The sequence below is a fragment of the Bifidobacterium sp. genome (assembly GCF_022640935.1).
Taxonomy (GTDB): domain Bacteria; phylum Actinomycetota; class Actinomycetes; order Actinomycetales; family Bifidobacteriaceae; genus Bifidobacterium.
Genome location: NZ_JALCCV010000045.1, coordinates 1 through 12,740, shown reverse-complemented (window position 1 = coordinate 12,740; position 12,740 = coordinate 1). Strand labels below are relative to the sequence as shown.

The window sequence follows — 12,740 nt, the reverse complement described above, 5'->3', positions numbered from 1 at the left end:
CAATCGGCTGGAACGTCAGGAACGTTGACGGCGCCGAAAACATCGAGACCGGACGCAGACGATTTCGCCGCGATCGGGCAGCGAGCCAAAAGAGAGGAACCAGCATGGCTGATTATGAACTGCGGCAGGTGCGCATCTTCGTCACCGTCGCCGAGGAACTGCATTTCCGGCGCGCGGCTGATCGCCTGTTTCTGCCCCAATCCGTGGTCAGCGAGCAGGTCAAACGGCTGGAGCATGCGCTCGGGGTCGAATTGTTCGACCGCTCGCGCAGGAACATTGTCCTCACTGCGGCCGGGATGAGTCTGTTGCCGCTCGCACGTACGCTTCTGGACGATGCGTCTGCGCTGGGCTCCGCAGCCAAGGAATACCGCTCCACCCGAGTGTTGCGGCTTGGCATCGGGTGCGGCATGGGCAGGAGGGTGCCGCTCGTGTTCAAGGATCTCGCCCGCAAGGGCTACACCGTGCGTGCTGTCGAGGTGCCGCCGGAGCAGCGGTCGGCCTCGTTGGCTGACGGCACGCTTGATGCAGCGTTCTTCCGGGGCCGCGTGCGCGATGCGACGCTGCGCAGCGACAGGGTCTGGGAGGATCGGCTCATCGCCGCCATGCCCAAGCATCACCCGCTCGCTGGCAGGGACGCGGTGTCGATACGGGAACTGGCGGAATCGCCTGTGGCGTTGGCCTCCTATGAGGCCAACCCGGCGCTTCACGATGTTCTGAATGAGGCTTACTCGGCGCGCGGGTTGCGGCTGACCGTGGGCATGCCGTTCACCAGCGTCGATGCCACGTTCGCCGTCATGGCCGCCAATGCGACGCCCATGTGGACGCCGATCTACGAAACGTATGAGGCCGAGCACCAGTACGAGGACATCCGCGTCGCCAGAATCGAACCTGCGATCACGATCCCCACGTTCCTCGTCGTGGCGCCCGCCATGCAACGCCATTGGCGCAGCGACCTCGTCAGTACCTGCGAAACGGTCGCGATGCAGTGCGCCGAGCCGATTGGGGCCTGAACGCGTGCCTTTCGTCTTCCTCGCCGCAACAGCAGAATGCTTTTGCCATGCGGTCAGCCGTATGGTCTTGTGAGCCATATGTGCTCAGGCGCATGGGCTGTACGAGGGCATGGTCGGCGAACAAACAATGTCGAACGAACATGAAATATCACCGCGTTTACACGTCACATGATGTGGGGTACAATATCGAACACTGTACCCACACAAACGTGCGCGACCGGTGGATATAATCGGTGTCGTTGTCGGCAGGTTCAATTTCAGCTTCGGCGTTGGGCTTCGCGGCAGTCGAACAAACAACCGGCGACGTCGGGGAGATGGGCGGAGTGTGGCTGTGGTTGCGCTATGGTGCGATCGCGATGTGAATGGGGGATATATATGAGAGGACGACATGCAGCACCGGTTCGGGGGTTGTTCCGCCCTCGTTCTTCCAATGCCCCTTCTGATGACGCCGGCCAGTCGCTTGGCCAGCAGCCGTTCGGTCAGCAGCCCGGTGATCGGCAGTACTCGGGCCAACAGCAGCCAGCGCGGCGGACATTTGATGTGTCTCCCTCCCGTCCTGCCGCACAACCAGCGTTACATACATACGGGTCTGCCGGGCGCGCAGCCGACGACAGCGCCGCGCAACGCGGCAATTTGAATGCTTTCGTCAACTCCTTGTTGGTCGATGAGGACCCGCAGGCCAAGCAGGCGTCCGCCGATTCGCGCTCTCTAGGCCAGCAGGCCCTTCGACAGCCCGTCGCGCAGCAGGGGATGGGCAACGGTTCGGCCAATACTGGCTCCGCGCAATGGGGCGGCCAGGCGGGCAGAGCGGTGCCTGGCCGCCAACTGCAGGACACTCAGGCACCGGGAACTCAGCTGCACGGTCAGCTCAACGGCCAGGCGGCCAGCCAGCCGAATGCCGCGACCGTGAATACGCCCGTGAGCATGGGCCAGTCTGCCTTGGGCCCATCCGCGGGCGGTCTGATGGGCGCCGCTGCCCAGCGACAGACACAACAGCAGTCGCAGAACTTTGACTCGTATTCTCAGGCCCAACCACAAATCCAGGCTCAGCCCCGATCCGCTTCGCTGGGGACGGCAGCGGCGCCGGCCAGGTCGATTGACGCGGAAATGCTGTCCGCTGTGGCCACGTTGACGCCGGAGCGACCGGACGGGAACGAGGCGGACTCGGGATCAGATTCTGATGGTCCGAATGACTCTGATGATTCGGATCGCGGCGACGATTCGCAGCTTTCGGACGATCCGGACCGCACTCCGGCGATGCGGCTGGCCGAGCGGCTTCGGGTGCCATATGTGAATCTTGAGGAATACCATATCGACAGCATCGCCGTGCAGCTGGTGCCTGAGCAGCTCTGCCGGCATAACACCCTTGTTCCCATAGGGCGTATGGACAGCCGCCTGATGGTGGCGATGGCGGACCCGAGCGACGTGGTGGCCATCGACGACGTCTCGACGAACACCGGCTTGAACGTCGTGCCCATGGCTGCGGAGCCGGAAGCCATCATCGCGACGATAGACCGTTATCACCGCGTCGACAGCGAGCTGGAGGAGCTTTCCAATTCGATCGCCTCCTCCACGCAGCAATCCGGACAGGTCGCCGGGCTGCCGGACGAGGATATGGTCGATTCGGACGATGACGCCCCGATCATCCGCTTCGTGAACCTGCTGATCAGCCAGGCGATCATGGATCATGCGTCCGATATCCATATCGAGCCTCGCCGTGACGGGCTGGCGGTGCGCTACCGCATCGACGGCGTGCTCCATGAGGTGCAGCACGCCTCCCGCACCATGATCGCCGGCGTCATCAGCCGTCTGAAGATCATGGCGGGCATGGATATCGCCGAGCGCCGCAAGCCGCAGGACGGCCGCGTCAGCGTCAACCAGGCCGGCCGCTCGGTCGATCTGCGTGTGGCCACGCTTCCCACGGTGTGGGGCGAAAAGGTCGTCATGCGCATCCTCGACTCCGCAGGCAGCCGTATGACGATCGACGACCTGAACATGAGCGAGTACAACCTGCATGTGTTCCGCTCAAGCTTCAACAAGCCGCACGGCATGGTGCTGGTCACGGGCCCGACCGGTTCCGGCAAGTCCACGACGCTGTATTCCGTGGTGGCTGAAGTGGCCAAGCCCGAGGTCAACGTCATCACCGTCGAGGACCCCGTGGAGTTCCGCATGGACGGCGTCAACCAGGTGCAGGTCAATGTGAAGGCCGGGCTGACGTTCGCCAGCGCATTGCGCTCGATCCTGCGTTCGGACCCCGATATCGTGCTCATCGGCGAGATCCGTGATCGCGAGACCGCGCAGATCGCCATCGAGGCGTCGCTCACCGGCCATTTGGTGCTGTCGACGCTGCACACCAACGACGCCCCCAGCGCCGTCATGCGCTTGGTGGAGATGGGCGTCGAGCCGTTCCTGGTCGGTTCGGCACTCGAATGCGTGGTCGCCCAGCGTCTCGCCCGCCGCCTGTGCCCGTATTGCCGCGAAGAATACATTCCGGATTCGAACGAGATCGACAGGATGCGTTTCCCGTTGGCCCCCGGCGAGGAGCCGCCGACGTTCTGGCATGCCGTGGGCTGCCAGAAATGCTCGAACACCGGGTACTCGGGCCGTATCGCCATTCATGAGGTCATGCAGGTGGATACGGACATCGAACGGCTGGCGGTGGCGGACGCTTCGGCGAGCGACATCCAGACGAGCGCTTTGCGCCAGGGAATGATCACGCTGCGCGACGACGGCTGGGCGAAAGCGGCCAAAGGCCTCACCACCGTCGACGAGGTGCTGCGCGTGACGGCGTAATGATGTGCGGCGTCACGCTGCGCACGGCGATATGTCATGAGCGGTCATGCCACAGGCACGGTGCGGCGCCGATCCGTGTTGTATGCTGACAGAGAACATGGCGGCTGTGAAGTCATAAGAACTTATGCATGAGGCAGTGTGCAGAGCATGCAGAGCTATAGAGAGCAGTACGGAGGGAGTTGATATGGCGAACGGTGATGCAGGGGCTTCGCGGCAGGCCCGGCACTTGAAGGATGGGCAACAGTATTCGCCGGAGCCGGATCCTCTGGAGTATTTGAGCCAGATGCCTGGGGTGTCGATGCCTCGGCGGGCGGGAACATTGCCGTACGTCAAGGCGCCGGGGGTTCCTGCGGTTCAGCAGCCTCGCCAGAATTTTGGTGATATGCGCGCCGCGACAGGCGCGCCGTCGACGGGCATGCCGGTCTCCCAGGCCACGGCAGTATCTGCGCCAAGCGCTTACGGCACTGCGCAATCCACGTTGCAGACCACGTCGCCAGTGCCGCCACAGACCGCCCAGACCGCCACCTTGCCTCCGCTGCACGTCGCCATGGCGAGGCCATCCGAGGGCTCGCAGCAGCAGGAGCCGAAGAAATCCGCGGGCGTCGCAGCCACGATGCACGCGATGGACAACGATGTCGACCCTGATTTCGTGCGTTCGGTGGAGGCCGTGCTCGATTACAAGGCCTCCGATTTGCATATGGTCGGCAACAGCCGCCCGATGATTCGCGTGGACGGCGATCTGCGCCCGGTTCCCGGCACTGATGTGTGGTCGCCCGAACGCGTGTCGTCGGTGCTGATGGGCTTGGTCAGCGAGAGCCAGGCGGCGGCGTTCCAGAAGGACTTGGAGCTTGATCTCGCCTACGCCGTCGGGGATCTCGCCCGGTTCCGCGTCAACATCTTCCGCGACCGCAATGGCATGGGCGCGGCGCTGCGACTCATCCCCACGGAGATCCTGTCCGTCAAGAAGCTGGGGCTGCCGCCCAAACTGGTGGAGTTGGCCGATCTCCCCCGTGGCCTGGTGCTGGTGTGCGGCCCGACCGGTTCGGGCAAGTCCACCACGCTGGCCTCGATCGTCGACCGGGTGAACGAGACGCGCCCCTGCCACATCATCACGGTCGAGGACCCCATCGAGTTCCTGCACCATCATAAGAAGGCGATCATCAACCAGCGCGAGGTGGGCGATGACACGCACAGCTTCTCCGAGGCGCTCAAGCATGCGCTGCGCCAGGACCCGGATGTGATTCTGGTCGGCGAGATGCGCGACCTCGAAACGACGTCGACGGCGCTGACTGCTGCCGAAACCGGCCATTTGGTGTTCGCCACGCTGCATACCCAGGATGCCGCGCAGACCGTGGACCGCATCATCGACATCTACCCGGCGTACCAGCAGGCGCAGATCCGCACCCAGCTTGCCGCCACGCTGCGGGCCGTCATTGTGCAGACCTTGATTCCCAAGGCTTCCGGCACGGGCCGTACCGTCGCCACCGAGGTCATGTTCAGCACCCCTGCCATCGCCGCGCTCATCCGCGAGCAGAAGCTGCATCAGATGCGCAGCATCCTGCAGTCGAGCGGCAATGAGGGTATGCATACGCTCGATCAGGATTTGGCCCGCCTGGTGCTCTCCGGCGAGATCGACTACGAGAAGGCGCTGGAGCACGTGCAGAACCGCGAGGAGTTCGATCAGCTGGTGCGCAGCCGCGGCATTTCGGGCATGGACGATCCGTTCGCCAATCCGATGGGGGCGCGCCAGCAGCCCGCGCAGCCGAGGACGCAGTCCCAGCCCATGTATCAGGCGCCCCAGCAGCCCAGACAGCCCGCATACGTGCCGGGCCGGAACCCGTATGGCACCCCGCCCGCTGGCGTGGTGATGCCCCAGGGAGGGATGTCGAGATGAGCGCAGCCACGAACGGCACGGCAACACCCAGCTTTGATTATGTCGGCACGACCAATGGCGGCAAGAAGGTCAAGGGCACGCTTGAGGCTGCCAGCATGAATTCGGCGCAGGCGAAGCTGACGGCCGACGGCGTGTGGATCACGGAGCTGCACGAGCACGTGCAGGGCACGGGCCTGAGCATGGAGATCCGGCTTCCCGGCTCCGGCGGCGGGCATGTCAAGAACAAAGACCTCGCCATGATGAACCGGCAGCTGGCCACCATGGTCGGGGCGGGCGTCTCGCTGCTTCGGGCCATCACCGTGGTCGGGCAGCAGAGCAACAGCAAGCTGCTGCAGGAGACCATGCGCGATGTGCAGACGCAGGTGGAGCAGGGGTCGGCCTTCTCGGTGGCCCTGAGCCGGCATCCGAAGATTTTCCCGCCGATCATGATCAGCATGGTGGAGGCCGGCGAGCTCGGCGGCTTCCTCGACAAGGCGCTGGTGGCCGTGGCCGACAACTTCGAAAAGGCGGTGAAGCTGCGCGGCCAGATCAAATCGGCGATGACCTACCCGGTCGTGGTGCTGTGCATCGCCGTTGTGGCTGTGATCTTCATGCTGATCTTCATTGTGCCGGTGTTCGAGAATATCTTCAGCTCGGTTGGCTCGCAACTGCCGGCAATCACCCAGTTGCTGGTCAATATCTCGCATGCGATGCCGTTCGCGTCGCCGGTGTTGGTCGTCGGCGGCGTCGTCTTTGCCATGTGGTGGCGCTCCAACCACAACAAGGCGGAGTTCCGCGCCAGGGTGGACCCGATCAAGCTGAAGATCCCGGTGTTCGGCAGGCTGCTCCATCTCATTGCGATTTCGCGTTTCGCCCGCAACTTCGCCACGATGGTGACCGCCGGCGTGCCGATGATGCAAAGCCTGGAGATCGTGGGCAAGACCTCGGGCAATATGGTGGTCGAGCAGGCGCTCAATCGCACGCAGGAAGGGATCCGCCGAGGCCAGCCGTTGTCCACGCTGCTGGCTGCGGAGCCGATATTTCCTGACATGCTGGTGCAGATGCTGGCTGTCGGCGAGGATTCGGGCGCCGTGGACACCATGCTGAACAAAATCGCCGATTTCTATGACGACGAGGTGGAAAGCATGACCAAGCAGCTCTCCGCGATGATGGAGCCGATGACGATCGTGTTCCTTGCAGGGATCGTCGGCTTCATGATCGTGGCGCTGTATATGCCTATGTTCACGATGTATGGCGCGATTTCCGGGAATTAAACGGTCCTTATGTGCAGATGTTGTCGGGGAATGCTATATAAATTGCAAATGCAACGAATATAAGATAAAATACCGTTCAGTCGTTGTGTAACGGCTATGGCATGCATGAGAGAAGGGGTTTTCGATTTTGTTCGCCTTGGCTTGGCATGCCATGACGGCGCGATAGTCAGTATTGCTGCTGCCGGTTTTTCAAAGTAAGTAGAAGTGGAGAATTATCATGTCCAAATCCATTCAGCGGGCCCTCGCCCGCAGGAAAAACGGCGAGAAGGGCTTCACCCTGATCGAGCTGCTCGTCGTCGTCATCATCATCGGCATCTTGGCCGCCATCGCCATCCCGGTCTTCCTCAACCAGCGGAAGGGCGCGTGGAAGTCCTCCGTCGAAAGCGATGTGAACAATGCCATCACCGCAGTTGAAAGTGCGGCCCAGGCGAATAATGGTTCGTATGGGTTCCTCGCCGCTACTGGTGTGAAATTAGAAGCAACAGGCAAAACTGGTGATGCTGCCGTAAGCCCGGGCAAGGTCGGCGATGAGACATTCACGGCCAGCGATGATAACACGATCACCGTGATTCCAGACGGCACTACGGGTTACAAGGTTACTGGCGAAAATAAAAATCTTGCAGGCTCAAAGTGGGTTACATACACCTACAAGAGTGCAGACGGCTCGAAAACTTGGGATCCTGGTAAGTAAACCCGTGATCAGGCTGGACAAGATGACGGTTGCCCAATGATGGCTATCATCACCATTCGTTCGTAGTCGTCAGCCTGTCCGCCCTGTGCGGTTCCACAGGGACTGAGGGCCATCCGTTCCATAAGGAGCCATGGTTCTCAGTCTCTCCGCGCATAAAATTCTATTGGTAGTGCCTACATCACTGCGACCTGCAAACGTGCTTGCACGCGAGGCAGGTTGGGCCGAAGCGCAGTGAACGTCTGTAATGGGTAACTTCAAATCTCAAGAGGAGATTGGTTGCGATGTCTGCATCTGAGCGCAAGAACCGGCGGGAGTCCGGATTCACGCTTGTTGAAGTCATCGTCGCCATGGGTATCCTGATGATCGTCATGACGGGGTTTCTCTACACGATCAGCTCGAGCCTCAGCATCACCAGGGACACCCGTACGCGGGTCGTCGCCGCCAACCTCGCCTCGCAGGAAATCGATCAGGTCCGTTCGTCCTCCGACGTTTTCGACGTGACCAGCTATACGCGGGCCCCCATCACGCTCAACGGCGACGTTTTCCATGTCAAGGTCACTGAATCCTGGGCCACGTCGACCGGCGCCACCGCGTCGTGCGAGACCGGCACCGCCGTGGGCTCGTTGACCTACAAGCAGGTGACGGTGACCGTCACCTGGGATAACATGCGGGGCGACCGCCCCGTGCGCAGCGACACGTTGATGGCTCCCAAAACCAAAATCAACGATCCCACGCTAGGCACCGTGCTCGTCGGCGTGATCGACGCTTCAGGCACCAGGGTCGCAGGCGCCAAGGTCACCATTTCTGTCAGTGGAGTCGCTGCTGCCACCACCGACAGCGATGGATGCGCCTACTTGCTGAAGGTGCCAACGGGCGATTACACGGTGACCGCCTCCAAGTCGGGGTACGTGAGCAACGATCAGCTCGACGCGCCAACCGCCACGGTGAAGTCGACCGCCGGCAATTCGTCGCGGGTCAGCTTCGCCCTTGATCAGGCGGCCACGTTCTCCACGCATTATGCGGCAAACTACGCGGGCAGCCCCAAGATTCCGACGAACCTGGACACGACGTTCGTATCGACGTACGGCAACAACCTCTTCGCCCCGCCGACGACAGCCAACCCCAAATCGTTCAAACTGTTCCCGATCCCGTCAGGGTATACGGTGCTTGCCGGCAAATACGAGGACGCAGGGGCTGATGCGTCCTCCCTCTGCCTCGCCACCGATCCCGGTCAATGGGCGGCAGGCACACGCGGCGGCGTCAATGTGGCCGGGACCCGCCCCGCGGCCGTCGCGGGCGCGCCAGGCTCCACTGTGGACGCCAACGTGTCCATGGGAGTCGTGAGAATCTCGAACGGCGCGAACGGCAGCGGCAACTACCTGAAGGCGGTATATGTAGGTGGCGGTGATGGCGATCCCGGCTGCGATGCCGGAATGACATACACCTTTGGCAACGTGCTCTCGTCATCAAACGTCGACGTTGCCCTGCCATATGGAACGTGGAAGCTGTACCGAGGCAACTCCGGCGCCCAGAATACGCAAATCACAACCGGGCTGAGCGTGCAGACGGTGGGCGGCGCCGGCGCTGGAATCGTCACCCTCGATCCGAGGGAGCCCGTATGATCCGCCATCGTGTCCGCATGCAGCAGCACCGCCGTGAGAGCGGCATGACCTTGGTCGAACTGGTCGTCGCCATGGCCGTGTCCGGTATTCTGTTCGCCATGATCAGCTCCATGTTCGTCAGCGCCATACGTTCGTACGGCGATCAGCGGGGCTCCGTGACCAATAGCCGCATGGCCTCGAATTCGATGAACGAGTTGACGCGTATCATCCGCGCGGGCACCGAGATCCCGGTGTATGGAAGCGCGATCAATAACCCGGTGTTCGTCTATGCCGGATCCGAACAGCTCAAGATGAATTCGTTCATCGACTCGGAGAACGCTGCCGACCCGGCACCGCTGCAGGTTCAGTTTTCTCGTGATGCCAACGACAACCTGGTCGAGACGCGATGGACGGCATACCATGTCAATACCACATACTGGGCTTTTCACTCCACGCTTGATTCGACACGCATAGTGGCCCGATCGCTCACAGCGGCAACGGATGACGCACCGCTGTTCAGCTACTACGCCGAAGACGGCACCAGACTGGTGCCGCCGGCAGGCGAAAGCCTGAGCGACAGCCAGATTCGTAATATCGCCAGCGTGCGGGTGACCATGCGCGTGCAAACCGACGGCAGTGGACGCGTCGATCCTGTTGAGCTTCAGAACATGGTCGGCATTCCCAATCTAGGGGTCGCCCGAGTGGAGGTTGACTGACATGAAACGGCAACGAACTGCGGCAATGCGCATGGCACACGGCAGCGAGCGTGGCGCCGCCTTGGTCCTTGTAATCGGCATCAGCACAATGCTGGCCATCCTCATGACCGGTCTCGTGGCGATCTCGGTGAACGGGATGAGGCAGGCCACCAGCGACTCCAACTGGAACGCGGCGCTTTCCGCTGCCTACGCCGGCATTGACGAGTACCAGAGCAGGCTGTCCAACGACACGACATACTATCGATTCGGCAACCCTGAATCAACGTTTAGTACAGGCAGCGACGTGACGCTGCCGAGCGGAGCGGAAACAAACCCCGCATTCGGATTGGGAACAGGCGGCACGTGGGCCGAAGTGTCGGGGAGCTCGGGCCGGGCGAGATTCCGTTACGAAGTCGACAGCTCCACATATCTGACCACTGGACGCATTCGCCTGCGTTCGACCGGCAATGTGGGCAACGCGACCCGCAGCATAGTCGCTGATCTGAAACAGCAAGGCTTTATTGACTTCCTGTATTTCACCGACTACGAGGTGCAGGATCCGAGCGTGGCCACATCCGCTCCAAGCGCAAGCTGCTACACGGACAGCACCAAAACCGTGCTGAAGTATGGCTGGGATTCACGGCCTACCTCAGGGTGCAACGAGATCCGGTTCGCTGCCATGGATACATTGAATGGTCCGGTGCATTCCAATGACACCATCCTCTCCTGCGGCGCCAAGTTCACAGGAGCGGTCACCACGGCAAACAACGTGAGCCCTTACTATCGCAAGCCATCCGGCTGCGGCGACTCGTCATTTACGCTCGCCGGCTACCCACGCTACAGCGGTGGGGTGATCGGGATGCCAGCGACCAATTCCCAGCTCAAAAAAGAGACCCGTACCGATCTGGCCGAAACGGTCCCGCGTCCGGGTTGCCTGTACACTGGTCCAACGCAGATGACATTCACCGGAGACGGCAAGGTGAACATCAAGTCGCCATTCACGAAGAAAACGCGGATCAGCAATGACGCAGCCACCGAAGGAACGGCTCCTGCCGAATGCGGCAACATCGCCCAACTGCAGTCGCCTGCCGGTGCAACCATCGAAATTCCCGCCAACAATGTGATGTATGTGCAGAATGTGCCCGCGATCAGCAGCGATGTGAACTACTGGTCCGCGTCGAGCAACCCATCCGGGTTCACATGCGTAAGCTCAGGGTCGACCTCGTCTCGTGGATGGACGCTTGGCTCGGGGTCCAATGAAAGCGGTTACCCGGGCAAACAGGCGTGGATAGGCGGCAGCGGCGATGAGTCCGTCACATCGGGCACAACGTACGGGTGCCGCAATGGCGACGTCTTCGTCAAAGGGGCGTTCGACGGCGCCGCAACGATTGCCGCTGAGAATTACATCTTTGTCGTGGGCGATATCACGTATGTCGATGACCAGACGGACATTCTTGGTCTTGTGGGCAACAATGCCGTGTGGGTATGGAACCCGCTTTATACTAGGGGCAGGAATTACTACCAGGTATATAGTGCGCAACAGCCTCGTCGCATTGACGCTGCGATCCTTTCGGTGGCGCACACGTTTATGGTTCAGAATTACGACAAGGGCACGAGTCGTGGCACATTGACCGTCAACGGCGCCATCGCCCAAAAGTACCGTGGTCCGGTGGCGACCACCGGAGGCACCGGGTATGCGAAGGATTATAAGTACGACGAACGGTTCAAGTTCAAGGCTCCGCCGAAATTCCTGAACCCGGTCACCACCACCTACGGCGTCACCACTTGGGTTGAGACCGCTGCAGCCTTCAAGGCCGACGGAGCCGCACGATGACGTCCATTGTTGCAACCGCACTGGCCGACGAGCCTATCCTCGCTGCCATCCCATTGGGTCTCATAGTGCCGTTCGCAGCGGTATTCGGCGCCATCATCGGATCGTTCCTCAACGTGGTGGTGTGGCGCGTGCCGCTCGGCATGAGCATCGTCAAGCCGCGCAGCAAATGCCCGCGCTGCGGGGCGGGCATCGCATGGTACGACAACATTCCCGTCATCTCCTGGATCATGCTGCGGGCCAGATGCCGGCATTGCGGCGAACCGATCTCATGGCAGTACCCGCTCGTGGAAAGCTTCACCGCGCTCGCCTTCGGCCTGATCGTGTGGGCCGGGTTCGCAGGGCTCGTGCCGCTGGCCGTGCTGCCTGCGCTGCTGGTGTTCATGGCGTACAGCATCGCCCTGTCGCTTATCGATATCCAAAAAGGCCTGCTGCCCAACGCAATCGTGCTGCCTGCCTATCCGGTCATCGCCGTCCTGCTGGTGTTGGCGTCCTGGGCTACGGGGGACTGGTCCGCGCTGCTGCATGCATCGATCGGCGGGGCAGCCCTGTTTGCGTTCTTCTTCGTGGTGTGGTTCGTCTACCCGGCAGGCATGGGGTATGGCGATGTGAAACTTGCCGGCCTGCTTGGGCTGATGCTCGGCTGGTTCGGGTGGGCTCCGCTCCTCGTAGGCTCCTTCGCAGGCTTCCTCATCGGGGCTGTGGTCGGCGTCATCGTCATGATCGCCCGCCGCACCGGCAGGAAAACCAGCATCCCCTTCGGGCCGTCGCTATTGGCCGGAGTATGGGTCGGCATCTTCCTCGGAGCCGCCATAGGGCAGTGGTATCTGCAGTTGTTTGGAATCGCCTGAGAGAACCTGAGAGAAAGAGAATCGAATCCATGGCAAATCTCGTGTCGCTCGACCTGAGCCGTACCAGCATCCGGGCCGTAGAGGTCTCCGGCGCGCACACCGCGCAGCCCGTCATCCAACG

The 12,740-nt window shown here is 61.7% G+C and carries 9 protein-coding genes; all 9 read left to right on the top strand.

The window, feature by feature from the left end:
- Positions 1-104 precede the first annotated feature (104 nt).
- The 9 genes from LKG04_RS08365 to LKG04_RS08325 all read left to right on the top strand — a co-directional run bounded on the left by LKG04_RS08365 (position 105) and on the right by LKG04_RS08325 (position 12,619).
- Complete coding sequence (locus tag LKG04_RS08365) at positions 105-1,010, top strand: LysR family transcriptional regulator (protein WP_291762269.1); 906 nt, start codon at positions 105-107, stop codon at positions 1,008-1,010.
- A 633-nt stretch (positions 1,011-1,643) separates the two neighbouring features.
- Positions 1,644-3,803, top strand: coding sequence for a GspE/PulE family protein (locus LKG04_RS08360; protein WP_291762263.1), 2,160 nt, complete (start codon positions 1,644-1,646; stop codon positions 3,801-3,803).
- Positions 3,804-3,987: 184 nt separating this feature from the next.
- The gene (locus tag LKG04_RS08355) at positions 3,988-5,697 is read left to right on the top strand and encodes a type IV pilus twitching motility protein PilT (protein ID WP_291762259.1); all 1,710 of its coding nucleotides are present in this window, start codon (positions 3,988-3,990) and stop codon (positions 5,695-5,697) included.
- Complete coding sequence (locus LKG04_RS08350) at positions 5,694-6,950, top strand: type II secretion system F family protein (protein ID WP_291762256.1); 1,257 nt, start codon at positions 5,694-5,696, stop codon at positions 6,948-6,950. The genes LKG04_RS08355 and LKG04_RS08350 overlap by 4 nt, the downstream gene beginning before the upstream one ends.
- Positions 6,951-7,167: 217 nt before the next feature.
- Positions 7,168-7,641 (top strand): type II secretion system protein, encoded by a 474-nt coding sequence (locus tag LKG04_RS08345; RefSeq protein ID WP_291762254.1) that lies wholly within the window; start codon positions 7,168-7,170, stop codon positions 7,639-7,641.
- Between the two features lie 281 nt (positions 7,642-7,922).
- The gene (locus tag LKG04_RS08340; RefSeq protein ID WP_291762251.1) at positions 7,923-9,263 is read left to right on the top strand and encodes a carboxypeptidase regulatory-like domain-containing protein; all 1,341 of its coding nucleotides are present in this window, start codon (positions 7,923-7,925) and stop codon (positions 9,261-9,263) included.
- Positions 9,260-9,958: a PilW family protein gene (locus tag LKG04_RS08335; protein ID WP_291762249.1), complete on the top strand. Its 699-nt coding sequence runs from the start codon at positions 9,260-9,262 to the stop codon at positions 9,956-9,958. Before LKG04_RS08340 ends, LKG04_RS08335 begins: the two co-directional genes overlap by 4 nt.
- Position 9,959: 1 nt before the next feature.
- Positions 9,960-11,771, top strand: a complete 1,812-nt coding sequence (locus LKG04_RS08330; protein WP_291762246.1) for a hypothetical protein — start codon at positions 9,960-9,962, stop codon at positions 11,769-11,771.
- Entirely contained in the window at positions 11,768-12,619 is an 852-nt protein-coding gene (locus LKG04_RS08325) for a prepilin peptidase (RefSeq protein WP_291762243.1), read from the top strand. Before LKG04_RS08330 ends, LKG04_RS08325 begins: the two co-directional genes overlap by 4 nt.
- The last annotated feature ends 121 nt before the right edge of the window (positions 12,620-12,740 follow it).

Coding starts and splice junctions, on each gene's coding strand:
- LKG04_RS08330 (WP_291762246.1), top strand. CDS start 9,960: ATGAAACGGCAACGAACTGCGGCAATGCGCATGGCACACGGCAGCGAG.
- LKG04_RS08340 (WP_291762251.1), top strand. CDS start 7,923: ATGTCTGCATCTGAGCGCAAGAACCGGCGGGAGTCCGGATTCACGCTT.
- LKG04_RS08345 (WP_291762254.1), top strand. CDS start 7,168: ATGTCCAAATCCATTCAGCGGGCCCTCGCCCGCAGGAAAAACGGCGAG.
- LKG04_RS08365 (WP_291762269.1), top strand. CDS start 105: ATGGCTGATTATGAACTGCGGCAGGTGCGCATCTTCGTCACCGTCGCC.
- LKG04_RS08325 (WP_291762243.1), top strand. CDS start 11,768: ATGACGTCCATTGTTGCAACCGCACTGGCCGACGAGCCTATCCTCGCT.
- LKG04_RS08355 (WP_291762259.1), top strand. CDS start 3,988: ATGGCGAACGGTGATGCAGGGGCTTCGCGGCAGGCCCGGCACTTGAAG.
- LKG04_RS08350 (WP_291762256.1), top strand. CDS start 5,694: ATGAGCGCAGCCACGAACGGCACGGCAACACCCAGCTTTGATTATGTC.
- LKG04_RS08335 (WP_291762249.1), top strand. CDS start 9,260: ATGATCCGCCATCGTGTCCGCATGCAGCAGCACCGCCGTGAGAGCGGC.